The organism is Pseudomonas sp. LAIL14HWK12:I10 (assembly GCF_900184205.1).
Lineage (GTDB): Bacteria > Pseudomonadota > Gammaproteobacteria > Pseudomonadales > Pseudomonadaceae > Aquipseudomonas > Aquipseudomonas kermanshahensis.
The window spans coordinates 375,223-397,802 of sequence record NZ_FXWU01000003.1 but is presented as its reverse complement, the minus strand read 5'-3'; the positions used below and the strand labels follow the sequence as shown (position 1 = coordinate 397,802).

Annotated in this window: 19 protein-coding genes; 9 read left to right on the top strand and 10 right to left on the bottom strand. The window is 63.5% G+C overall.

What is annotated here, in order from left to right; translation table 11 throughout:
• Nucleotides 1-12: 12 nt before the first annotated feature.
• The 4 genes from QOS90_RS08845 to QOS90_RS08830 all read right to left on the bottom strand — a co-directional run bounded on the left by QOS90_RS08845 (nucleotide 13) and on the right by QOS90_RS08830 (nucleotide 3,561).
• The gene (locus QOS90_RS08845) at nucleotides 13-333 is read right to left on the bottom strand and encodes a hypothetical protein (RefSeq protein WP_027596194.1); all 321 of its coding nucleotides are present in this window, start codon (nucleotides 331-333) and stop codon (nucleotides 13-15) included.
• A complete protein-coding gene (locus tag QOS90_RS08840) occupies nucleotides 330-869 on the bottom strand; it encodes a PA2404 family protein (protein WP_027596195.1) in 540 nt (179 codons plus the stop codon). Before QOS90_RS08840 ends, QOS90_RS08845 begins: the two co-directional genes overlap by 4 nt.
• Nucleotides 866-2,059, bottom strand: a complete 1,194-nt coding sequence (locus QOS90_RS08835) for a PepSY-associated TM helix domain-containing protein (RefSeq protein WP_027596196.1) — start codon at nucleotides 2,057-2,059, stop codon at nucleotides 866-868. Before QOS90_RS08835 ends, QOS90_RS08840 begins: the two co-directional genes overlap by 4 nt.
• A gap of 167 nt (nucleotides 2,060-2,226) precedes the next feature.
• Nucleotides 2,227-3,561: a lysine N(6)-hydroxylase/L-ornithine N(5)-oxygenase family protein gene (locus tag QOS90_RS08830; protein ID WP_027596197.1), complete on the bottom strand. Its 1,335-nt coding sequence runs from the start codon at nucleotides 3,559-3,561 to the stop codon at nucleotides 2,227-2,229.
• A gap of 199 nt (nucleotides 3,562-3,760) precedes the next feature.
• Here QOS90_RS08830 and QOS90_RS08825 point away from each other — a divergent pair, with 199 nt between their 5' ends.
• Entirely contained in the window at nucleotides 3,761-4,216 is a 456-nt protein-coding gene (locus tag QOS90_RS08825) for a hypothetical protein (RefSeq protein WP_027596198.1), read from the top strand.
• A 135-nt stretch (nucleotides 4,217-4,351) separates the two neighbouring features.
• Here the strand turns inward: QOS90_RS08825 and QOS90_RS08820 are convergent, their stop codons facing one another.
• From QOS90_RS08820 to QOS90_RS08800, 5 genes are all read right to left on the bottom strand, one after another.
• On the bottom strand, nucleotides 4,352-6,802 hold the full coding sequence (locus QOS90_RS08820) for a TonB-dependent siderophore receptor (protein ID WP_085273127.1): 2,451 nt from the start codon (nucleotides 6,800-6,802) through the stop codon (nucleotides 4,352-4,354).
• A gap of 96 nt (nucleotides 6,803-6,898) precedes the next feature.
• Complete coding sequence (locus QOS90_RS08815; RefSeq protein ID WP_085273128.1) at nucleotides 6,899-7,846, bottom strand: FecR domain-containing protein; 948 nt, start codon at nucleotides 7,844-7,846, stop codon at nucleotides 6,899-6,901.
• A gap of 2 nt (nucleotides 7,847-7,848) precedes the next feature.
• A complete protein-coding gene (locus QOS90_RS08810) occupies nucleotides 7,849-8,379 on the bottom strand; it encodes a sigma-70 family RNA polymerase sigma factor (protein WP_027596201.1) in 531 nt (176 codons plus the stop codon).
• A 97-nt stretch (nucleotides 8,380-8,476) separates the two neighbouring features.
• Nucleotides 8,477-11,269 carry an amino acid adenylation domain-containing protein gene (locus QOS90_RS08805; protein ID WP_085273129.1) on the bottom strand — a complete coding sequence of 931 codons (2,793 nt, stop codon included), beginning with the start codon at nucleotides 11,267-11,269 and terminating at the stop codon, nucleotides 8,477-8,479.
• Nucleotides 11,270-11,491: 222 nt separating this feature from the next.
• Nucleotides 11,492-13,195, bottom strand: a complete 1,704-nt coding sequence (locus QOS90_RS08800; RefSeq protein ID WP_027596203.1) for a sigma-54-dependent Fis family transcriptional regulator — start codon at nucleotides 13,193-13,195, stop codon at nucleotides 11,492-11,494.
• Nucleotides 13,196-13,567: 372 nt separating this feature from the next.
• Between QOS90_RS08800 and QOS90_RS08795 the strand changes: the two genes are divergently transcribed.
• From QOS90_RS08795 to QOS90_RS08765, 7 genes are all read left to right on the top strand, one after another.
• Nucleotides 13,568-13,825 (top strand): phenol hydroxylase subunit, encoded by a 258-nt coding sequence (locus QOS90_RS08795; protein ID WP_027596204.1) that lies wholly within the window; start codon nucleotides 13,568-13,570, stop codon nucleotides 13,823-13,825.
• Nucleotides 13,826-13,880: 55 nt separating this feature from the next.
• Nucleotides 13,881-14,876, top strand: a complete 996-nt coding sequence (locus QOS90_RS08790) for an aromatic/alkene monooxygenase hydroxylase subunit beta (RefSeq protein WP_085273130.1) — start codon at nucleotides 13,881-13,883, stop codon at nucleotides 14,874-14,876.
• Nucleotides 14,873-15,142 carry an MmoB/DmpM family protein gene (locus QOS90_RS08785; protein WP_085273131.1) on the top strand — a complete coding sequence of 90 codons (270 nt, stop codon included), beginning with the start codon at nucleotides 14,873-14,875 and terminating at the stop codon, nucleotides 15,140-15,142. Before QOS90_RS08790 ends, QOS90_RS08785 begins: the two co-directional genes overlap by 4 nt.
• Before the next feature lie 32 nt (nucleotides 15,143-15,174).
• Entirely contained in the window at nucleotides 15,175-16,689 is a 1,515-nt protein-coding gene (locus QOS90_RS08780; protein ID WP_027596207.1) for an aromatic/alkene/methane monooxygenase hydroxylase/oxygenase subunit alpha, read from the top strand.
• 73 nt (nucleotides 16,690-16,762) lie between these two features.
• A complete protein-coding gene (locus QOS90_RS08775; RefSeq protein ID WP_085273132.1) occupies nucleotides 16,763-17,122 on the top strand; it encodes a phenol hydroxylase subunit P4 in 360 nt (119 codons plus the stop codon).
• Nucleotides 17,123-17,133: 11 nt separating this feature from the next.
• Nucleotides 17,134-18,195 (top strand): NADH:ubiquinone reductase (Na(+)-transporting) subunit F, encoded by a 1,062-nt coding sequence (locus tag QOS90_RS08770; RefSeq protein ID WP_027596209.1) that lies wholly within the window; start codon nucleotides 17,134-17,136, stop codon nucleotides 18,193-18,195.
• 43 nt (nucleotides 18,196-18,238) lie between these two features.
• Entirely contained in the window at nucleotides 18,239-19,138 is a 900-nt protein-coding gene (locus QOS90_RS08765; protein WP_085273133.1) for a SphA family protein, read from the top strand.
• 44 nt (nucleotides 19,139-19,182) lie between these two features.
• Here the strand turns inward: QOS90_RS08765 and QOS90_RS08760 are convergent, their stop codons facing one another.
• On the bottom strand, nucleotides 19,183-19,881 hold the full coding sequence (locus QOS90_RS08760; protein ID WP_027596211.1) for a pirin family protein: 699 nt from the start codon (nucleotides 19,879-19,881) through the stop codon (nucleotides 19,183-19,185).
• A 221-nt stretch (nucleotides 19,882-20,102) separates the two neighbouring features.
• Here QOS90_RS08760 and QOS90_RS08755 point away from each other — a divergent pair, with 221 nt between their 5' ends.
• On the top strand, nucleotides 20,103-22,574 hold the full coding sequence (locus tag QOS90_RS08755; protein ID WP_085273214.1) for a UvrD-helicase domain-containing protein: 2,472 nt from the start codon (nucleotides 20,103-20,105) through the stop codon (nucleotides 22,572-22,574).
• Nucleotides 22,575-22,580 lie beyond the last annotated feature (6 nt).

Here is a 22,580-nt window from a genome sequence, read left to right as displayed (position 1 = left end):
TGGCCGGGCTGTTCATGGCTGGGCAATGTCGGCGTAGTCGACTTCGACGACATGCCCAGGGCCTGCATCGAACAGCACGTAGAACTCACCGTCGGGGCGTTTGAAGGTGAGGGTCGAGTCGTCGCCGAGCTTGCCGCCGACCAGCACCTGCTCGTCATAGCCGATCACATCCAGGGTCACCCCAGGGGCGCCGCTGCCATCCGAGAAACCGCCGGTGCATTTGACCTGGCCGCTGGCCACTTCTTCGCATTCGCACATCGGGTTGTGGGCCAGGGCCGGGCCTGCGGCCAGTACCAGCAAGGGCAGGGCGAGCTTACGCATCAGGTGTTTCATTTCTTGCCTCCTTGTTTCTCGAGCCAGGCCACGGTGGCGGGCGATGCCTTGGCCAGGGGGACCGAAGCCTGGTGCATGCTGCCGTCCCAGCCTTCGAGGGTGATCCAGATCTGTGCATCAGGCTGGGTACGCGGCGGTATCAGCAGGTTGGTGCCCATGCGGTACGGCGCGCCGAAGAAAATGGTGCCAGCAGCACGCAGGCTGCGCGGCTTGCCGATGCGCAGGTAGACGGCCTTGACGTCATTGATGCAGGCCTTGCACAGCGAGGCGCTGAACGACTTGAAATGGCCGGCGGGGCCGTCGGCGCGTGGTGCCTCGTCGCGCAGTTCGGCCAAGTTCAGGCTGTAGGGGCCGACCTGGATGTCGCTGATCACGTTCGCCCCCAGCCCGGCGTCGCCACGGAACAGCCTGGCGTTTTCGAAGTACTTGGGCATGAAACCCAGCGGGATGAGGATCAGCAGGATGTTCAGGTGGAAGCGCCATTTCAGCCACCACTGCTTGAGCGGGCTGGCGGGCAGGGTCTTGGCCTGGCTCATGGGCGGATCTCCACGGTGGTTTCACGGCTGGCCGCGCGTGGCGCACGCTCGCTGCGCTTGAGGGCGGCGGCGGTCGCCTGGGCGGTGCGTTTGGTCCAGATCAACAGGCCGCTGAACACCATCAGGGTGAGGACCAGGCCAAAGAAGAACCAGATCAGCTTGATCGCCAGGCCGCCAAAGTCGCCGGTGTGCAGGGGGCGCATGGACTCGGTGACGAACTCCAGGGCAGAGCGGTCGCTGATCAGGAACTGGCTGTCGACGTTGCTGGTGTAGGGGTTGACGGCGGCCGACTGGAACATCAGCGGGTACCAGCCGCGGCCACCCAGGGTGACATGGCTGTAGGCAGTAGCCGGCAGTGAGACGGAGCTGATCTCCAGGCCCGGGATCGCCAAGCCGGCGATGCGCGCCGCTTCATCCACATCGATGCGCGGTGCCTGGCTGCCATCGGCTGTCTGCGGCACATCCTCACGGGCGATGACCGGCACGATAGGTCGGCTGGAGATGCTGATGTTGTTGTCGAACAAAATCGCTTGGATCAGGAACCAGGTACCGGTAATGGAAATGACCGCGATGAACCAGATCGACCAAACCCCGGCCAGCCGGTGCAGGTCACCCCAGAAGATGCGTGAGCCATGGCCGGTGCGAACGGGCTTGAAGAAGCCCTTCCAGAATTTCTTGTAGACCACCAGGCCTGTGACCAGCGAGGCCAGCATCGGCAGGCCGAGTATCGAGACCAGGTACCAACCCCAGCTGAAGCCATTGGTGAAGGGCACCAGCCACCAGCCATGCAAGGCGCGGGTGAAGCCTTCGAAGTTGAAGTCCGGGCTCTTGCCCTGGATGGCCCCGGTGTATGGGTTGACGTAGAGCGTTGGGCTAGTGCCATCGGGGAAGGTCACATCGGCGGTCAGGGCGAAGTGCGAGCCATCCGGCTGCCTCAGCGACTCCACGGCCATGTCCGGCTCGGCCTTGTGCAGGGCATCGAGCACCTGCTGGTAACTCAGGCGTTCGGCATCGCCGTCAGGCTTGCTGGCGCGCACGTCCGGGTTGGCCAGCCAGACAATCTCCTGGCTGACCACGGCGAGCATGCCGGTAAAGCAGACGATCAGCACGAAGAACCAGATCGGGAGGGCGAGCCAGCTGTGGACCAGGAACCACAACTTGGATTTGGATTTTTTCGGGGATTTGGCCATCTGATCGTCTTCTGAAATGTGTAGTCGAGCTTATGCCCAACCAAGAGGGCTGCACTTATAAAGACGAATGAGAATGGAAATCCTGCCGTTTTAAATGCAAGCAAATGTTTCAGAAAGCACAAGCCGGCCTTCGCGCAGGGCGACAGGCCGGCGAGTAAAGGTGGGAATCAGGCGCTGGTCAGGGCGACAGCCGGTTGCGAACGGCCATTGAGGCGCGACAGGTCCTGGTACAGCGCCTGGCCGATCTCGGCGGCGCGGGCGGGCAGTACCGAGAGCAAGGTGTCGCTCAGGCCGTGGCTGTTCTCGCAGAAACCTTGCAGGTAAACCGACGCCTGCAGGTCTGGGCTGGCCAGTACCCGGTAGTTGCGGTCGACACTGAAGTCGTCCAGGTAACCCGCCAGTGGTGCCAGCAGGTCGCGGTGCGAGCGGCGCTCGTAGCCGGTAGCCAGGATCACCGCATCGTAGCGGTGGGTCTGGTGCTGGCCAGTGGCGAGGTCGCGCAGGGTCAGTTCCAGGCCTTCGCGGGTGGCCACCACCGCTTCCACCTGGCGCCGGCACAGCACGTTGTGACGGAACTGGTGGGCGACCTTCTGGCGGTAGAGGATGCCGTAGATGCGTTCGATCAGGTTCAGGTCGACCACCGAGTAGTTGGTGTTGTGGTACTCGCCCAGCAGCTTGCTACGTTGGTCGGCCGGCTCGTTGTAGACCAGGTCGGTATAGCCTGGGGAGAAGATCTCGTTGACGAACGGGCTGTCGTCGGCCGGCTTGAGTGCCGAGCCGCGCAGGATCATGTCGACCTTGACCGACGGGTAGCTGTCGTTGAGGTCGATGAAGGCCTCGGCGGCGCTCTGGCCAGAGCCGATCACCGCGATGCGCATCGGCTTGCCTTCAGTGCACGGCAGTTTGTTCAGGCTGCTGAGGTACTGGGAGTGGTGGAAGACGCGTGGGTCATCTTTGAAGGCGCCGAACTTTTCCGGAATTTTCGGCGTGCCGCCGCTGCCGACCACTACCGAGCGGGTGCGGCGGCTGTATTCGCGGCCTTGTTGGTCACGCGAGACCAAGCGCAGGTGCTCGACCCGGCCGGCCGTCACTTCGGGCTCGATACGCACCACTTCTTCGCCATACACCGCCTGGGTAGCGAAGTGCTCGGCAGCCCAGCGCAGGTAATCGTTGTACTCAAGGCGGCAGGGGTAGAAGGTGCCGAGGTTGATGAAGTCGGCCAGGCGCTGCTTCTGGTGCAGGTAATTGACGAAGCTGTAAGGGCTGGTGGGGTTGCGCAGCGAGACCAGGTCCTTGAGGAACGAAATCTGCAGCTCGCTTTGGGTCGCCAGGGTCTCGCCGTGCCAGCGGTAGTCTTTTTGCTTGTCGATGAACAGCGCGTCCAGGGCATGGCCCTGGGACTGAGCGAGCTCTTCCAGGGCGATGGCCAAGGCCAGGTTGGAAGGGCCGAAGCCCACGCCGATCAGATCTTTGATTGTTTCCTGCTGTGAGGACTGGCTCATGGCTGCGATTCCCTGAATGGTCGAATGTGGACGCCCGCCGGGGCTCCGGCTCCTGCGCAAGTACATGTGTTGGAACGAGCCACGCGAGGGGGAATTTACTGGTGGGGTTACAGGGTTTTGTCACCGCTGGCTAAAGAATTGCCTCCGGCGGCCGATAGTGGGGTCAAGGCAAAGACTCACCTGAAGGCAGGGAATCGGCATGACAGCAATATCTTTGAGTAACCTCCACATCAATGGTGTTTCCGCCCAGGCGATGAGCGCCGCGGCGGCCGCCGAGCGCGAGCAGGCCAAGCAGGCCGCGCAGAGCGAAAAAGGCGGGCCTTTGAGCATCAGTGGCGACACCTTGAAGGTGGGTGGCGGTGGCCAGGCGGAGTCGGCCCAAGGCAGCGAGAGCAGCGACGAGTCGGCAGCGGTGCAGCAGTTGCGGCAGATGATCAAGGAACTGCAAAAGCAGCTGGCTGAAGAGCAGAAGCAGTTGGCCGCATTGATGGCATCGAAGATGGAAGAGACTGCAAAAGCCGCAGCGGTGAGCGCCAAGCAGGCCAGCATCGCCACCCTGACTGGGCAAATCATGCAGGCGACCGCGCAACTGCTCGAAGCGCTGCAAGAGAGCGGTGGCAGCAGCGCGGGTGGGATGGTCAGCACCCAGGCCTAGGCACTAACTGACTGGCCTAGGGCTGTTTGTAGGAGCAGCCCTGCGCTGCGAAGAGGCCGGTGCAGGCCCCTCACATCTAGGCCTTATGCACCGGCCTCTTCGCAGCACAAGGCTGCTCCTACACCACCAGCAGCCTCAGAAATCCCAGCGGGTCGTGACCATCAGGTTGCGTGGCTCGCCGTAGTAGGTGGTGTCGAAGTTGCCCAGCCCGGTCAGGTACACCTTGTCGAACACGTTGTTGGCATTGACCGTGAAGCTCAGGTGCTCGCTGTACTGGTAGCGGGTCATCAGGTCCACCAAGGTGTAACCCCCTTGCTTGATGCGCGTGTAGTCGCCAGCCGTCGGGCTGTAGATAGTGCCGTAGAACGCGCTTTGCCAACGTAGCCCACCACCGACGGTGACACGGTCCAGCGCGCCGGGCAGCCGGTAGGTGTTGAACAGCCGCGCCACATGCTCAGGCTTGGTGGTCGCCAGCGGGAAGCCGAACAGGCGGTTGTCGTCGGCGTCGCGGGTACGGGCGTAGGTGTAGCCGGCGGTGATGTTCCAGCCTGGGGCCAGTTCACCGGCCAGCTCCAGCTCGACGCCCTGGGTCGTGCCGCCGTCGATCGCTGTGTAGATGCCCTCGTTGGTGACCGGGTTGGTGCCGACGGAGGAGGCGACGTTGTCTTGTTCGATCCGGAAAAACGCCAGGGTAGCGTTAAGCCGACCATCGAAATAGGCCGCCTTCAGGCCCGCTTCATAACCATCGCCTTCCACCGGGTCGAGGGTGGCGCCATTGACGTCCTTGTACACCTGCGGCTGGTAGATCGAGGTGTAGCTGGCGTACACCGAGTAAGTATCGTCCAGGTCATAGACCACGCCGGCATACGGGGTGACGACGCCGTGTTGCTTGTAGCTGGCGTGGGTGTCATCCAGGGACGAAGTCGGGTAGTAATCCTGGTCGTCGTTGTATTTGAAGGTGCTGACCCGGGTACCGAGGATCAGCGACAGGTTGTCAGTTGGCCTCAGGCGCGTGGCCACGTAAGCGCCGTTCTGGCTCTGGGTGGTGGTGTAGTCGCCGTTTTTCGGGAAGTCCTGTACCGCAATCTTGCCGTTCCAGTCGAAGATCGAGCCCGGTACCTGGGCGAAGGCACTGCCGTCGAAGGTGTCGCCGGTCTGGCGCGAATGCGAGGTCATGAAGCCTGCGACCAAGTCATTCTGGCGGCCGAACAGGGTGAAGGGCCCGGACACATTCAGGTCGGCGGTGTTCTGCACACGGTGGCCTTCCCAGCGCCCCCAGTAGAAGAACATGTCTTCGCCGGTTGCGGGGTTGGGGTTGCCGCCGCTGGCCGAGGCCAGGCGGGTGTCATGGTCGCTGATCATGTGGTTGAGGCTGAGCTTGACCTTCCAGTCATTGGCCAGGGCCTGCTCCAGCGAGCCGAAGTAGGTGGTGGACTGAAAGTCGCGGCGGCTCCAGTCGGCACCTGGGTTGTGCGAACGCGAAAAGTCGGTGCGGCTGCCGTCGGCAAAGTAGGTCGGGTTGCCAGTCCAGGAAGCGCCACGCGGCGTGGTGGTCTGGTTGTCGATGCCGAAGGTCAGCAGGGTGTCGGGCGTCAGGTCGGCTTCGAGAATGCCGTAGTAGACGTCCTTCTTCTGTTTGTAGTGATCCAGGTAAGACTTGCGGTCCTGGTACGCGCCGACCAAGCGGCCGCGCACGCTGCCGCTGGCGTTGAGCGGGCCGGCGATATCACCTTCGGTGCGGTAGTTGTCCCAGGAACCGGCGCTGGCGGTGATCGAGGCCTTGAAGTCGTGGGTGGGCTTCTTGCGGATCAAGTTGACCGTGGCGGAGGGGTCACCGGAGCCGGTCATTAGCCCGGTCGCGCCCTTGATGACCTCGACGCGGTCGTAGGCGGCCATGTCGACGTGGGTCGCACCTTCGTCATAGACCCCGTCATAGATGGTGTTGACGCCATCGTACTGGTAGTTGGTGATGGCAAAGCCGCGTGCGGAGTATTCCATGCGTTCGCTGTCATATGCCTGCACCGAAACCCCGGGCGTATTGCGCAGCACTTCGCCGATGTCTTGCGAGCCGTGATCGTCGATCGCCTGGCGGGTGATCACGCTGACGGACTGCGGCGTTTCGCGCAGGGTCAGCGGCAGCTTGGTCGCGGTGGTCGAACCGCCGGTGGTGTAGGCGCCAGTGCCTTCGGTGATGTTGCCAAGGCCCTGGCCATCGATGCGGCTGGGGGCCAGCTCCACCACGTCACCCTGGTGGTGGGTTTGCAGCAGCGAGTAGCGGCCGTCGCTTTCCTGTACGGCCTGCAGGCCGGTGCCGCTCAGCAGCATCTGCAGAGCCTGGTCCACCGGGTACTGGCCATTCAAGGCGGGGGAGCGTTTGCCGCGCGTCCATTGGGTGTCGAACGACAAGACGATGCCAGACGCTGCGGCAAACCGGGTCAGTGTCTCGCCCAGGTCGCCCTGCGGCAGGTGGTAGTCATGCACTTGCGCGGCACAGGCTGCGCCTGGCCCACCGAGCAATGCAGTCAGCAACAGGCAGGTGCGCAGGTCTGGCGCGCTGAACGGCCTGAGAGTGAAGCGGCAGGTCATCGTCGTTGTTCTCTGAAAGGTAAAGAGTCAGCCAGGGCTGGGGTTACCTATGAGTCGGATGAGCCGCGGCAAAGTGATCAGGCCTTGGCCATTTTTTTACGCGGCGGTGACGGTGACCCAATAGCGGGTGCGGGCCTGCACCTGCACCGGCAGGGACGTGGTCAGCGCCCGCAGTATCTGGTCGGTGTCATTGAGCCGGAAGGTGCCGCTGATGCGCAGGCCGGCAACCGAGGGCGCGCAGCGCAGCCAACCGGGCCGATAGCGCGCGAGGTCGTTGATGAAGGTGTCGAGGCGCTGGTCGTTCACGATCAGCAAGCCGCGGCTCCAGGCGTCTGCGGCACTGGCCAAGGCCTGCACGGCAGAAAAGCCCTGGCCATTGAACTGGCAGGTCTGGCCGCTGTTCAGCGCCATCGCCTGGCCAGAGGCAAGCGCCACGCGTGCTTGTTGGCCAAACACCTCGAGCTTGCCGGCGTCGTCCAGCAGCCGCACGGAAAAGCGGCTGTGGCCAGCCTCTACGCTGCCGTGCTGGGTCACCACGCTACAGCGTTGCTGCGCGGGCACCTCGACCATGATTTCGCCTTGGCGCAGCCGCACCGACGGCTGTTCGCGGGTCTCGTCGATGTCAACGGAGGAGGCGGTGTTGAGCAGCACCGTGCTGCCGTTTTTCAAGGTCAGCCAGCGCTGTTCGCCCACGCCACTGCGCACGTCTGGCAACAGCGGCGCGTGCTGCATTTCGCGATAGCTGCCCAAGCCCAGGGCACTGCCCCCAAGCAACACCAGGCCGGCTTTGACCACACGGCGGCGGGAGGCGTGGCGGCCGTGTGCGGCCACGGCCAACACCCGCGTGGTTGCCGGGGCATGGGGGGTGCTCATGCGTGTCTGCAAGCGCTCGGCTTGCTGCCAGGCCCAGGAATTGACCGGCGCAGCGTTCAGCCACGCCTGCCAGGCACTGTACTCGCTGGGCTGCGCTTCACCGCTGTTGAGCTGGCTGTACCAGTGCGCGGCCTGGCGCAGGGCCGCGAGTTGCTCGGTACTCAGCGCCATGCTCACTGGCCGTGCGTCAGGCTGTAGATCATGCAGTGCTCGGCCGCCTTGGCAACGTAGCGGCGCACCGTCACTTCAGAGATGCCCAACTGGGTGGCGATGTGTTTATAGGGCAGGCCATCGACCTGCGAAAGCAAGAATGCCTCACGCACCTTGGTGCCAAGCGCTGCCAGCATCGCATCGAGCTCGAACAAGGTCTGCAGCAGGGCAACACGCTGTTCTGCCGAGATGTCCAACGCTTCGGGTTGCTCGGCCAGTACCTGCAACCAGGCCCGTTCCAGGTGCACGCGGCGCAGGTGGTCGATCATCAGGCGACGGGCGATGGTGGCCAAGTAGCCCTTGGGCTCACGTACCGCTTCGAGCTTGGCCGCAGCGTCGGCGGCCGACATCACCCGAACGAACACGTCCTGCACCAGGTCCGCGGCCAGGTGGGTGCAGTTGACCCGGGGCGTCAGCCAACCGTGCAGCCACTTGCTCTGCGCGCGGTAGAGCTGGGTGACTTGGGTATTGAGGGCTACGTCCGGGGTGCTCATCCATGCCGCCTGAAAGAGTTGCAAATGTTAATGGTTCGCATTTTATGCAAACTGTTTCAGGCTTGGCAATGACCAGCGGGCCGACAGCGTTACCGCTTCAAGGGGAGGTCGCGCGTTCCACGGCCTGTGTCCCACGCGTCTTGCGCCGCCCGCTAACGCGTGTAATGACTCGCCGGGTCAGCGTGTTCCAGCAGTACGTCACCAGCACGCCACCAACAAGGGCCAAGGCCACCGCGAACAACGGCTGATCGACAATGCGCCGTGCCAGCGACTGGAACTGGAAGTGCGTCAGGTAGATGAACAAGGTGGACGAGGCGATCATCGCGCCCGCTCTGGCGACCACGCCCGGCACGGGCACGGACCGGAACCAGATCAAGGCCAGCATCGCCGGCAGGGCGATATCGATGTAACGGGCAAACGCCTGCCAGCCGAGGCCGGCAAGGGCCACCAGGTCGAGCTCGGCAATCAGCAGCAGCGCCACCGCACTGGCGACCGCTTTGCGCAGCGACGTATCGGCGTAGTGAATGGCCATGCCCAGTACCATCACGGCCAAGTAATGCTGAGGTACCCGGTTGAGCAGGGCTGTGGTGTCGAACACGAAGCGGCTGAGCAGCACATCGGCCACCACCAGTGCGCACGAGGCAAGGATGAGGCAGGGGAACGGGTTGGCGATGATCGCCTTGCGCACACGCTTGATCGACAACACGACACCGAGGATCAGCAGCATCTGCACCAGCACTTCGATGTACCAGTAATTGAACACGCCGACCTTGTCGGGCGGGAACCAGTTGGAGATCAACAGCAGTGATTGCCAGTGGACTCGGTCGAACACTGCCTGCACCAGTACTGTGTACAGAATCGTCGGCACCGCGATGGCGGCCAGGGACTTGAGCAGCATGCGCGCATCGCCGCGCTCATCGATGGCCTTGAACTGGAACCTGGCCAGGCTGATGCCGGAGATCAGGAACAGCACCGACGTCTCGCCAGCAATGCGCCATTCCGAGAACACATTCAAATGCCCGACGACAATCAGCAAAATGGCGACCATGCGCAGGAACACCGGCACTTCCATGACCCGCATCGACCACGTGTTGGCCGGGGTGCCTGGTTCGGCCAGGTCGGCCAGGTCCTGTACCGGGATCATTTCCCAGCGATCCGGCAAGTGGCCAATCAGCGCTTCCAGCACCATCGAGGCGCGGACGAACGACAGCGAGTCGCCGCCGAGCTCCACGAAGGTGAGGCGGGCATCGATGTGCGGAGCCTGCAGTATCTGCGCCCAGGCCTCGGTCAGTTTCAACGCCAGCGGTGACAGCGCCTGTGGGGTGCTGGAGGCGCTGTCATCGAAAGCCGCAGGCAAGGCGCGCTTGTCGATCTTGCCGTTGGGCGTGAGTGGAATGCTCGGCACGAACAGGAACATCGCCGGCACCATGTAGTCCGGTAGCATGCCTGCGATGGCCTGGCGCAGTTCAGCGGTCGCTATGGGTTGATCGGCGACGCAATAGGCGACCAGCCTGACACTTGCGTTGTCATGGTTGGCCAGCACCACGCATTGCTTGATGCGCGGCTGTCGGGTGATGGCGTTTTCGATCTCCGCCAGTTCGATGCGATGGCCGCGGATTTTCACCTGGCTGTCGCCGCGCCCCAGAAAAGTGGCGCTGCCATCGGCCAGGTACGTGCCCAGGTCGCCGGTGCGGTAGCAGCGGTCGGCCGGGGCGCCGGTGAACGGGTTTACCACGAACTTTTCCTGGGTCAGAGCCGGGTCGCCCCAATACCCCAGCGACAGGTAGGGGCTGCGGATCAGGATTTCCCCGACTTCGCCGGCTTCGACCAGGTGGTTGGCTTCGTTGACGAGCAACAGTTGCGCGCCGCCTATGCCTTTGCCCAACGGGATTTTGCTGTTGTCCGCGTGCGGGTCGAGCACGTGGAAGGCCATGGCCTGTGGCGTTTCGGTGGTGCCGTAGAAGTTCACGCTGGTGGCGTGTGGCGCAATCGCACACATCTGCTGGTACAGCGTAGGGCTGAGCGCATCGCCGCCCCAGAACAGGTAACGCAAGCGTTCGAACAGCAGCCCGTGCATCCGTGCGCCGGTTTCGATCAGTTTGCCCAAAGGCGGCGTCAGGTGGATGACGGACACGCCGTGGTCGTGTATCCACGCAGCCAGGCGCGACGGGTCGGTCAGGGTGGACTGGGCCGGGCAGAGGATGGTGGCGCCTATCGACAGTGGCGTGAACACATCGCGGTAAACCGGGTCGTGGCCCAAGCCGGATAGCAGCGAAAAGCGGTCATCCTGGGTAAAACCATGCTGCTGCACGTGCCAGTCGACGAAGTGCACCAGCGGCGCATGATGGGTGACGATGCCCTTCGGTTCGCCAGTGCTGCCCGAGGTGAAGGTGATGTAGGCCGGCTGAGCAGGGCTGACTGCGGGCAGGGGCGCTGACAGGCTGGCGAAGTGGTGCAGGGCATCAGCGGGGGCGTGCGGCACGTTCACGCAGTGCGCACGGCCAGGTTCGACCTCGGCGTCGCCACAGCGCAATACAAAGCCAGGTTCAAGTGTGCGGATGATCTGGCCGATACGCGCAGCCGGGTATGCGGCGTCGGCGACGGTGAAGGTCAGCCCGGCGCGCAAGGCGCCGAGCATGGCATAGACCAGCGCCGCGCCGCGAGTTGCGACAATCACTACCCGATCGGCGCTGATGGCGCCGTTTTCCAGCAGGTACGTGGCGATACCCTGGCTGATCTGCTCAAGTTGTCGATAGCTGCAGGTGGCTTCGTGGGCAATGATCGCGGTTGCCTCGGGCGAGCGACTCGCCTGCTCCACAAAGGCCTGGAAGATCGGCCGTTCGGCACGGTACTCAAGGCTCAGCGTCGGGTTCGGGCGCAGATCCGGCATGTTATGTGTTCGCTCCGCATGAACGGCAAGTGGCTGGCTGGATAGCACAACGCTAGTGCAGGGCAGTGAATGGCGCCAATGCGCTTGCGGTATTTGCGTGGGCGCTGAAATGGTGGGGCCGCTTTGCGGCCCATCGCGACGCAAGGCCGCTCCCACAGGGGGATGCGTTCTGTTGTCGGAGCGGCCTTGCGTCGCGATGGGCTGCAAAGCAGCCCCAAATGCTCAAGGCTTACCCGCCACGCTTTCGCCGGGTGCCTTTTTCAGCCGATAGGCCAGGGCAGGGCGGGTCATGCCGAGCAGCCGCGCCGCTTCCGAAACGTTTTGCCGACAGCGTGCCATGGCCTCTTGCATCAGCGCCTCCTCGACGGCATCCAGGCCGGTGCCGCTGTCGAAGATCTGCGCCACCCAGCCTGGCGTTTGCAGGTCGCTGTCGGCCACCAGCCGGCCATCACTGCCAAGGCCGATGCTGTCGATGGCGGGCGGTGCATGCGGGAACAACGCATCCAGGCCGATACTCTGGTTCTCATCGGTGATGATCACGCCGCGCTCCATGAGGTTTTCCAGCTCGCGGATGTTGCCCGGCCAGTCGTAATGCAGGCACACCTCCATGGCCCGGTCGCTGAGGCCGCGGGTTTTCTTGCCGTAGCTTTCATGCAGGCGCCCGAGGAAGTGCTCGATCAGCAGCGGGATGTCCTCGCGGCGCTCGCGCAGTGCGGGGATGCGTACCGGGAACACGTTCAGCCGGTAGAACAGGTCGGCGCGAAAACGCCCGTCCTTGACCGCTTGCTCCAGGTCTTCATGGGTGGCGGCGATCACCCGCACATCAACGTTGCGTGTGCGGCTGTCGCCCACCCGCTCCAGTTCGCCTTCCTGCAACACCCGCAGCAGGCTGGCCTGGGCGCGTGGCGTAAGCTCGACGATTTCGTCGAGGAACAGGGTGCCGCCGTTGGCCCGCTCGAAACGGCCCATGCGGGCCTGCTGGGCGCCGGTGTAGGCGCCTTTCTCGACACCGAACAGTTCGGCCTCGATCAGGTCGGGCGGTATGGTCGCGCAGTTCAGGGCGACGAACGCCGCACCGGCGCGCTCGCTGCGCAGGTGCAGGCTGCGGGCGATGACTTCTTTGCCGACGCCGGTTTCGCCCAGCAGCAACACCGAGGCCTTGCCCGAGGCGACCTTGTCGGTGAGCGCGCAGCAGCGCCGGTACACCGCCGACTGGCCGATGCCGTAGAACTGCCCCGACTCGTACTGCAGGCGCTGGCGCAGGTTGGCCACCTGCACTTGCAAGGACTGCAACTCGTCGATCACCGGGTCGCTCTGGAAGTAGCGCATGAACGTTTCGGCGTCTTCCCATTGCTCCACCGGCTTGCCGATGATGCGGCATTCGCTGCCGCCACAACCGCGGCAGCTGACCTCTTTGTACAGCACCTGGCGGCCGAGGAAGAACGAGCTGTAGCTGATCGCGTAGCCCAGCAGCATCCAGCAGATCGGTTGCTCGGACTGCAGGTTTTCTTGCTGGCAGTTTTCCACCTCGAAAGAGTCTTGCCATTCGATGTCGGCGTAGAAATGGCCGTTGTCGAGGTCGATCTCCAGCTGCAGCGGGCGGACTTTGACCATGCCTTTGAGCGAGTGCAACTGGGGGCCGATGAAAAACATCTCCACCGGGTTGCCGTTGGGGCGCAGCTTGCGGGCGAGCTCGGCATCCTTGAGGCCGGACTGGTAGCCCAGGCGCAGGAAAAACCCCTTGGCGCGTTCGACGCCGAGCATTTCGATCAGCTCGCGGCGCATACCGGCCATCATCGCCGCCTGCACCAGCAGCATGCGTTGTTCGTCCAGCCAGATCTTGCCTTCGGTGCCGAGGAAACGCACCCGTTCGGTGAGGTCCTTCAGCGCCGGCGCAGGTTCTGGCGCCCTGTACTGGGTAATCATTCGCGTGCGCCCCTTGCTTGTAATTGTATGGGGAATCGGCGCGTTCCGCTCAGGCGTGGGCGGGTGGTGGTCGCGCCGGGACGACCTCGGCGGCTCAGGCAAGGCTCGGGTCATCTCTTCTTTCTAAACCGCCTGAAACCTACGCAAAAGTCAATCGCAGCACGCGTTGGTCATTTGCTCGAAGTGCCGTTGCGCGATTGAGCAAATGATCAATCGGGCGGGCTGCGGCGGCCGCTTGATCGCGTCTCGGCTTATCTTTGATTGGTGTAAAAATCGTTTTAAATCAATGAATTGAATTGTTTTTCCTGCTCTGGAAGCAGGCCTGGCACAGCGGTTGCTCTAGCCCTTGCAAGCCTTACCGGAGCACAACCGATGACCCCAGCCACCACGCCCTTCGAGCAGATGCCGCGCTACGTCCGGGTACGCAGCGCGCCGGACGCCGCCTTCGTCGAGTTCGACTTTGCCATCGCCTACCCGGACCTGTTCGTCGAACTGGTTTTGCCACGCGCTGCCTTCGCGCGCTTCTGCGAAAGCAACCGGGTGCTTCACATGGACGCCGCAATGGCCGCTGCCGTCGATGCCGACATGCAGAAGTGGCGTTACGGCGAGCGCCACGACGACAACGACTGACGCGCCGTTTGCCGGCGCATTGCTTCCCCACAACAACAAGTACAGGACGCCTTGCATGAGTATCGAGATCAAGACGGCCACGGTCGAGCCGATCCGCCAGACCTTCAGCCACACCCGCCGGCGGTTCGGCGATAAACCTGCCAGCCGCTACCAGGAAGCCAGCTTCGACATCGAAGCCGCCAGCAACTTCCACTACCGCCCGCTGTGGCAGCCCGACAAGCTGCTCAACGACCCCAGCCGCACCGCTGTGTGCATGGCCGACTGGTACGCCGTCAGCGACCCGCGCCAGTACTACTACGGCACCTACGTGCAGGCCCGGGCACGCATGCAGGAAAACGCCGAGCACAGCTTCGCCTTCTGCGAAAAGCGCGAACTGCTGGCCAGCCTGCCCGTCGCAACCCGTGCCCTGATCGCCCGCGTACTGCTGCCGCTACGCCATGCCGAACTGGGCGCCAACATGAACAACAGCGGCATTGCCGCGGACGCCTTCGGTACCAGCGTCACCCAGATGCACATGTTCCAGGCCATGGACCGCCTGGCAATTGCTCAGTACCTGTCGCGCATCGGCCTGCTGCTCGAAGAGGACGGCCTGGCATTGCTGGCCGAAGCCAAGCAGCGCTGGCTGGACGAACCGGCCTGGCAAGGGCTGCGCCGCTATGTCGAAGACAGCCTGGTGGTGCAGGACTGGTTCGAGCTGACCCTGGCGCAAAACCTGGTCAGTGATGGGCTGTTGTACCCGCTGCTGTTCGAGCACTTCGATGCCCAACTGGTGGCTGCCGGGGCAGGGCAGGTCGGCATGCTCACCGAGTTCATGCGCCTGTGGTTTACCGAGAGCCAGCGGTGGGTCGATGCGCTGGTCAAGACCGTGGTCGGGGAGAGCGCACACAACCGCCAACGGGTCGACGGCTGGGTGGCCCAGTGGCGTGTTCGCGCACGGGAGGCGCTGCTGCCGCTGGCCGAGGTCGGCCCTGGCCGCGAAGCCCTCGATGCTATCGACAGCGCCTTTGGCGCACGCCTGAAAAAACTCGGCCTCAGTGGAGACGTCGCATGACTTCCCTCGTCTACATCGCCTTCCAGGACAACGACAGTGCCCGCTACATCGTCGAGGCCATCACCCAGGACAACCCGCACGCGGTCGTCCAGCACCAGCCCGCGATGATCCGCGTGCAGGCCGAAGGGCGCCTGGAGATTCACCGCACCACGGTGGAGGAAAAGACCGGCCGTGAATGGGACGTGCAGGAAATGCTGATCGACGTCATCACCCTGGGCGGCAACGTCGAGGAAGACGAAGACTGCTTCGCCCTGCACTGGAACTGACCCGCCCAACGACAAGCATTCGGAGAGCCACCATGGCCGCCAAGCGCCTCAACCAGAAAGACAAATACCGTTGCCTGACCCGTGACCTGGGCTGGGAACCGAGCTACCAGAGCAAAGACGCGATCTACCCCTACGAACGCTTCGAGGGCATCAAGATCACCGACTGGGACAAGTGGGAAGACCCCTTCCGCCTGACCATGGACGCCTACTGGAAATACCAGGCCGAAAAAGAGAAGAAGCTGTACGCGATCTTCGACGCCTTTGCCCAGAACAACGGCCACCAGAACATTTCCGATGCCCGTTACGTCAACGCGTTGAAGCTGTTTTTGAGTGGTGTCACGCCCCTGGAATACCAGGCCTACCAAGGCTTCGCCCGCGTCGGCCGGCATTTTGGCGGTGCCGGTGCGCGGGTGGCCTGCCAGATGCAGGCGATAGACGAACTGCGCCACGTGCAGACCCAAGTGCATGCGATGAGCCACTACAACAAGCACTTCAACGGCCTGCATGACTTTGCCCACATGCACGACCGGGTGTGGTTCCTCTCGGTGCCCAAGTCGTTTTTCGAAGACGCCCGCACGGCTGGCCCGTTCGAGTTCCTCACGGCCATCTCGTTCTCCTTCGAGTACGTGCTGACCAACCTACTGTTCGTGCCGTTCATGTCCGGCGCCGCGTTCAACGGCGACATGGCCACCGTCACCTTCGGCTTCTCGGCGCAGTCGGACGAAGCCCGGCACATGACCCTGGGCCTTGAGGTGATCAAGTTTTTGCTCGAGCAGCACGAGGACAACGTGCCGATCGTCCAGCGCTGGATCGACAAATGGTTCTGGCGTGGCTACCGGCTGCTGACCCTGGTCGGGATGATGATGGACTACATGCTGCCGAACAAAGTGATGTCGTGGGCCGAGGCCTGGGAGGTGTACTTCGAACAGGCTGGCGGCGCGTTGTTCAAGGACCTGGAACGCTATGGCATCCGCCCGCCGAAATACGTCGAGCAGACCACCATCGGCAAAGAACACATCAGCCACCAGGCCTGGTCGATCTTCTACCAGTACAGCCAGGCCACCAACTTCCATACCTGGATCCCCACCGACGAGGAGCTGGACTGGCTCTCGGCCAAGTACCCGGACACGTTCGACCGCTACTACCGGCCGCGTTACGAGCATTGGCGTGACCTGCAGGCGCGCGGCGAACGCTTCTACAACCCGACCCTGCCGATGCTCTGCCAGATCTGCCAGATCCCGCTGGCCTTCACCGAGCCGGACGCGCCCACGCAACTGAGCCACCGCAGCCTGCTGCACGAAGGCGAGCGTTACCACTTCTGCTCCGATGGCTGCTGCGACATCTTCGCCTACGAGCCCGACAAATACGTGCAGGCCTGGCTGCCGGTGCACCAGATCCTGCAGGGCAACTGTGGCGGTGGGGATGTCGAGGCGGTGGTGCGCGACTACTACAACATCGCCCCCGGCCAGGACAACTTCGAGTACCAGGGCTCGCCCGAGCAGCAGCGCTGGGAGGCCTTGCAACGTGCCGGGCGCAAGGCCGGCTGAACCGCCAAAACACCGCAACTGCCTGGGCGCCTTGCTGCGCCCGGGCCCATACAAGAACAAGAGGAACCTTGCCATGCCCGTGACCGCCATCGGCGCCTACACCGCCCAACCCCTGGACCTTCAGGCCAACTTCCACGGCGCCCAGCTGGTGTACCTGTGCTGGGAAAACCACCTGCTGTTCTGCGCGCCGTTCACCCTGCCCGTGGACCCGGCGCAGCCGTTCGCGGCCTTCATCGAGCACGTGGTCAAGCCGGCCATTGCCCTGCACCCCGATGCTGCGCAGGTGGATTTCACCGCCGTGCGCTGGCGCCTGGACGAACAGCCATTCACGCCTGACCTGTCCCGTGGGCTGGCTGCCAACGGTGTCGTCCACAAGGGCCTGCTGCACCTGCATACCCCCGGCCTTGAAGGCCTGGGCGGCAGCCATAACTGAGGAGCGCTGCCATGAGCTATCAAGTCACCATCGAACCCACCGGTGAACAGATCGAGGTGGAGGAAGGCCAAACCATTCTCGAGGCTGCCTTGCGCCAGGGCGTGTGGCTGCCGTTTGCCTGCGGCCACGGCACCTGCGCGACCTGCAAGTGCCAGGTGCTGGAAGGTGAGGTCGACCTGGGGGCGGCGTCCTCCTTTGCCCTGATGGACATGGAACGCGACGAGGGCAAGGTGCTGGCCTGCTGTGCCATTCCACAAAGCGACCTGGTGATCGAGGCCGACATCGACGTCGACCCTGACTTTGCCGGCTTGCCGGTGCAGGACTACCGCGCCGTGGTCACCCAGCTGGTTGAGCTGTCGCCGACCATTCGCGGCGTGCACCTCAAGCTCGACCGGCCGATGGCGTTTCAGGCCGGGCAATACGTCAACCTGCAGTTGCCTGGCATCGAAGGCACGCGCGCGTTCTCCCTGGCCAACCCGCCTGACCGGCCCGATGAGGTGGAGCTGCACGTGCGACTGGTGGAAGGCGGCGTGGCGACCGGGCACATTCACCGGCAACTCAAGGTGGGTGATGCGTTGGGCCTGTCCGGCCCTTACGGGCAGTTTTTCGTGCGCAGCGCTCAGCCGGGCGACCTGATCTTCATCGCCGGTGGCTCAGGGTTGTCGAGCCCGCAGTCGATGATCCTCGACTTGCTGGCGCGGGGCGACACGCGGCACATCACCTTGTTCCAGGGCGCACGTACCCGCGCCGAGCTGTACAACCGCGAACTGTTCGAAGCGCTGGCGGCCGGCCATGCCAACTTCAGCTATGTGCCAGCCCTTAGCCAGGCAGCCGAGGATGAGCAGTGGCAGGGGGTACGCGGCTATGTGCACGACGCTGCCAAGCAGCATTTCGACGGCCGCTTCAACGGCCACAAGGCCTACCTGTGCGGCCCGCCACCGATGATCGACGCCGCCATCAGTTGCCTGATGCAGGGCCGCCTGTTCGAGCGCGACATCTTTATGGAGCGCTTCTATAGCGCTGCTGATGCCGCAGGTGAAGGCCAGCGTTCGGCGCTGTTCAAGCGCATCTGACCGGCTTATTGCACGACCGATAACAACAACAAAGGTTGACCCGATGAACCCGAAGCTTGCCAACCTGCTACGCCTTGCCGCCTGCGCCACGCTGTTCGGTGCAGCCAACCTTTCACAGGCCACCGAAGGGGGCGGCACGTCGTACCCGCTCGGTGCCGAAAACTACATGTCCGGCGCCATGCCGCCGCCGGGTGTCTATGGCCAATTGTTCGTCAACCACTATGAGGCCGACAACCTGCGTGGTAACGACGGCAGCAAGCTGCCGGTAGACTTTCGCGTGCGCGCCAATGCGATCGTGCCACGCCTGATCTGGGTGAGTGATTACACGGTATTGGGCGGCAGCCTTGCGCTGCACGCGATTGTGCCGCTGGTGGACCTGAAGGTTTCGGTCGATGGCCAGTCGCAGCACAACCGTGGCCTGGGGGACGTGATTTTTGGCCCGGCGCTGGGTTTTCACCACAGCGACAAGTTCCACAGCATCCTGGCCTTCGACATGATTGCGCCCACTGGCCGTTACGACAAACACGACCTGGCCAACCCTGGGCGCAACTACTGGGTGTTCGAGCCGGTGTACGCGATGAGCTACGTCGACCCCGTAGGGCTCAACCTGGATGCCAAGGTGATGTACGACTTCAACCGTAGCAACCCGGATACCGATTACCGGTCTGGGCAGGAGTTTCATGTCGACTATGCGGTGGGGTGGGGGCTGGGTAATGGGTGGGTGTTGGGGGTAGGTGGCTATTACTACCGCCAGACGACTGACGACCGCCAGGACGGCGAACGCATTGAAGATAACAAAGGGCGCAGCTTTGCCATCGGGCCGTCGATCAAATACAGCGGCGAGGGAGGGTGGTTTGTAACGGCGAAATGGTCGAAGGAGACCGATGTGCGTAACCGCGCCCAGGGGGATGCGTACTGGGTGAAGCTGACGTTGCCGTTTTGACTTTGAAATATTGGGGGCGCAAAGCGCCCCCAAAATCTATTAAATCAGGCAACATCCACCAGCACGATCTCGCTGTCCTCGATGGCCGTCACCCGCAACACGTCCTCTTGCTCGATCGCCACCCCATCGCGCGCTTTCGCCTGCAGGCCATTGACCTCTACCAATCCCTTGGCCGGCACCAGGTAGCCACGGCGCCCGGCATCGAAGCGGTACTCGGCGCTTTCCCCTGCACGCAGGGTCGCGGCCACCAGCCGGGCATCGGTGCGAATCTGCAAACTGTCTTCGTCACCTTCACGCCCGCTGGCCAGGGTCACGAAGCCTTCGCCTCGCTCACCGGTGGGGAAAGGGCGGGTACCCCAGGTCGGCGCATCGCCCACTCGCTCAGGCACTACCCAGATCTGGAAGATCCGCGTATCGACGTCCTCCAGGTTGTACTCGCTGTGCACGATGCCGGAGCCTGCACTCATCACCTGCACGTCACCCGCTTCGGTACGGCCTTTGTTGCCCAGGCTGTCCTGGTGGGTGATCGCGCCTTCACGGACGTAGGTGATGATTTCCATGTCACGGTGCGGATGCGGCGGGAAACCGCTGCCGGCGGCGATCAGGTCATCGTTCCAGACCCGCAGGTTGCCCCAGTGCATGCGAGCAGGGTCGTAGTACTCGGCAAACGAGAAATGGTGGTGGGCATCGAGCCAGCCGTGGTTGGCGTGGCCGAGGCTTTCGAACGGTCGCAGTTGCAGCATGGTCGTGCTCCTTGAATCAGTGGAATGACGCCATGATGCGACAAAGAAAGATCGAAAATAAGCGTAAATATCGGCTAATAATGATCGAATTGGTAGATCATTAAGGCTGCGGCTTTTTATCCGTTTCATCGCCTAATCTACTGATCTGCAAGCATTCGCTGGTGATTTTTGGTGGATGCGGCGAACATGGCACGCTGATTTTGTATTCCATCGGAGTGACCGTGGCCCACGAGCATCCCCAGGCGCCTGCCGACCTGACCCCACCTGCCCAGTTACCGTGGTTTCGCCGCCTGGCCGCCCGCCTTTTGGGGCGGGGCCTGACCCGCTTGCAAGCCCAGCATCGCGACTCCTGGTTCCTCGGCCACGCCACAGGCCAGCGCAGTGGCCATGCCGACGGGGTGCGCGAAGGCTTCGAGCGCGGGCGTGTGGAAGGGTACGAGGCGGGGCGCCAGGTGCTGGTCATCCGCGATACCCGCCCCGACACTGCCGCCGTACCTGGCCAGGACGACAACCTCTTCGACGATTGGCGCCTGCCGTTGACCGCCGAATTGAAGAAGCGCTTCAAGGCCGATGTGGCCCAGCGCCTGCCTGCCGAGGCGCAACCCAGTGCGGCCCAGTGGAAGCTGATTTTCAGCGACACGCCGTCCACCTGTGTGGTGGCGGGGGCAGGGGCGGGCAAGTCCACCTCGCTGGTGTTGCGCATTCTGTTGCTGCGCCATTACCTGGGCTACGAGCTGGACGCGATGACCGTGGTCACCTTCACCCGCGAATCGCGCAAAGACTTCATCAAACGCCTGCTGCAGGTGTTCGCCCTGTGGCAGCTCGACCTGCAGCCCGCGCTGGCCCGCGAGCTGGTGCGCACCTTCCATTCGCGCATCTTGCCGCTGGTGCGCAGCCTGCCAGGTTTTGGCCAGGTGCGCGCGTTCGAGACACTGGGCAACGAGATGCCGGCGGGCCGCGAGGCCGAAGCCGAGAGCAACCCGTTCGACCTGCGCCTGAACGAGGCGCAGCGCCAACAACTGAACCTTTGCTACAGCACCTTGCTGGGCGATAACCCGCGCTTTGCCGAACTCATTGGCCTGCTGCGCAGCGAGGCGCTGCAGCTCAAGCCGCTGGACCCTAACCACCCGGACGTGCAAAAACGTGCGCAGGTGACCCAGTTGGCCGCCCAGCGCGACGAAGAGCTGTGCGATGTCATCGAAGACCTGTGGTTCGCCGCAGGCGCCTGGCCGATCAAAGGCATCGAGCCGTGCCGCGACACGGTCGAAATCCGTGGCAGCCGTTTCCATGTGCATGGCCGCCTTGAGGGGCAGGGGGCCTGGGTGGTGTTGGGTTTCGACCCCGCGGAAAGTGCCCAGTACCAGCGCCCCGGCGCCAAGCTGGCGGTGCGTGCCGAATGGGCGGTCAAGCGCACCCTGCTGCAGGCCTTCTGCGACAAACCGCTGATCTGGCTGGACAACTACGCGGCTGCGCGGCGCTTGGCTGCCTCCCTGGCCGGTGATGCGGTGGCTGGCCCTGGCTTCGAGTACAAGGTCAAGGGCGAACTGGCCCCGGCACCGCTGCTCGATGCCTTTGTCGGTGCCGCCAACTTCATCGAGAACCTGGGGCTTGACGTGAACGGCGCCGTGGCGGCGATGAGCTTCCCGGCAGGCGACAGCGACGGCCTGTTCTTCGAAGCCCTGGCGCTGTACTGGAAGGCCCTGGAGGCACACCTGCTGGACCAGTCGCCGCCGGTGATGAGCTACAACCGCATGTTTGCCCTGTTTAGCGAGAACAACCCGGAAAACCTGCAACTGCTGCCCGACCCCTTGCTCAGGCCCCTGGCGCATTTGATGATCGATGAGTTCCAGGACGTTTCGCCGCAAATCGTCAGTTGGCTGCGTGCCTGCCTTGCCGAGATCCGCCGGCGTGGGCCGTCGATGCACACCGGCCGTAATGCCCAGCATTCGTCGCTGTTGTGCGTGGGTGACGACTGGCAATCGATCTATGGCTGGCGCGGCAGTTCGCCGAAGTACTTCATGGAGTTCACCAAGGCCTTTGTGTCACCGGCCAACACGCGGGTGATGATGGTCGAGAACTACCGGTGCCAGCAGCAGGTCATCGATGCGGCGGAATTCCTGGTCAAGGGCACGCCCGCGATTACTGGCAAGAAGGCCCGCGCCAGTGGCCCGGCAGCCGAGTTGCCGGGCTCGCCAGTCAAGGTGTTCGACCGCGACGAGGCCGCGCTGGGCGAGACCCTGATCGAGCATTATCAACGCGGTGAGTCGGTGATGATGCTGTACCGCAAGGGCAGCGACAAAGCCCTGATGAACGACCACCTGCAGGCCGTGTTGCACGCTGAGGCAGCGCTGCCGGCCGAGCAACGCCGGCTGCGGCAGTTGACCTACCACAGCGCCAAAGGTTTGCAGGCCGATGCGGTGTTCATGCTTGGTGACTGCCAGTACCTGACCAGCTCGCCTTACAAGAACCAGGTCTATCGCCTGGCCGGCCTGGGTAAGGCCGGTGATGCCCAGGCATTCGATACTGCGCAGAAGGAAGAAGTACAGCGCTTGGCCTACGTGGCGGTCACGCGTGCGGTCAGGCACTGCTACTGGCACGTGGAAGCGGCCAACAGCGAAGCGCCGGCGGCGCCGCGTGCGTCGAGCCAGGTAGATGGCCGGCAGGCCTTCTTCGAAGACCTGCGCGGCCAGTGAGGGCTG

Bases quoted from the DNA above. Each gene is read 5' to 3' on its own strand.
- QOS90_RS08845 (WP_027596194.1), bottom strand. From the start codon at position 333: ATGAAACACCTGATGCGTAAGCTCGCCCTGCCCTTGCTGGTACTGGCC.
- QOS90_RS08840 (WP_027596195.1), bottom strand. From the start codon at position 869: ATGAGCCAGGCCAAGACCCTGCCCGCCAGCCCGCTCAAGCAGTGGTGG.
- QOS90_RS08835 (WP_027596196.1), bottom strand. From the start codon at position 2,059: ATGGCCAAATCCCCGAAAAAATCCAAATCCAAGTTGTGGTTCCTGGTC.
- QOS90_RS08830 (WP_027596197.1), bottom strand. From the start codon at position 3,561: ATGAGCCAGTCCTCACAGCAGGAAACAATCAAAGATCTGATCGGCGTG.
- QOS90_RS08825 (WP_027596198.1), top strand. From the start codon at position 3,761: ATGACAGCAATATCTTTGAGTAACCTCCACATCAATGGTGTTTCCGCC.
- QOS90_RS08820 (WP_085273127.1), bottom strand. From the start codon at position 6,802: ATGACCTGCCGCTTCACTCTCAGGCCGTTCAGCGCGCCAGACCTGCGC.
- QOS90_RS08815 (WP_085273128.1), bottom strand. From the start codon at position 7,846: ATGGCGCTGAGTACCGAGCAACTCGCGGCCCTGCGCCAGGCCGCGCAC.
- QOS90_RS08810 (WP_027596201.1), bottom strand. From the start codon at position 8,379: ATGAGCACCCCGGACGTAGCCCTCAATACCCAAGTCACCCAGCTCTAC.
- QOS90_RS08805 (WP_085273129.1), bottom strand. From the start codon at position 11,269: ATGCCGGATCTGCGCCCGAACCCGACGCTGAGCCTTGAGTACCGTGCC.
- QOS90_RS08800 (WP_027596203.1), bottom strand. From the start codon at position 13,195: ATGATTACCCAGTACAGGGCGCCAGAACCTGCGCCGGCGCTGAAGGAC.
- QOS90_RS08795 (WP_027596204.1), top strand. From the start codon at position 13,568: ATGACCCCAGCCACCACGCCCTTCGAGCAGATGCCGCGCTACGTCCGG.
- QOS90_RS08790 (WP_085273130.1), top strand. From the start codon at position 13,881: ATGAGTATCGAGATCAAGACGGCCACGGTCGAGCCGATCCGCCAGACC.
- QOS90_RS08785 (WP_085273131.1), top strand. From the start codon at position 14,873: ATGACTTCCCTCGTCTACATCGCCTTCCAGGACAACGACAGTGCCCGC.
- QOS90_RS08780 (WP_027596207.1), top strand. From the start codon at position 15,175: ATGGCCGCCAAGCGCCTCAACCAGAAAGACAAATACCGTTGCCTGACC.
- QOS90_RS08775 (WP_085273132.1), top strand. From the start codon at position 16,763: ATGCCCGTGACCGCCATCGGCGCCTACACCGCCCAACCCCTGGACCTT.
- QOS90_RS08770 (WP_027596209.1), top strand. From the start codon at position 17,134: ATGAGCTATCAAGTCACCATCGAACCCACCGGTGAACAGATCGAGGTG.
- QOS90_RS08765 (WP_085273133.1), top strand. From the start codon at position 18,239: ATGAACCCGAAGCTTGCCAACCTGCTACGCCTTGCCGCCTGCGCCACG.
- QOS90_RS08760 (WP_027596211.1), bottom strand. From the start codon at position 19,881: ATGCTGCAACTGCGACCGTTCGAAAGCCTCGGCCACGCCAACCACGGC.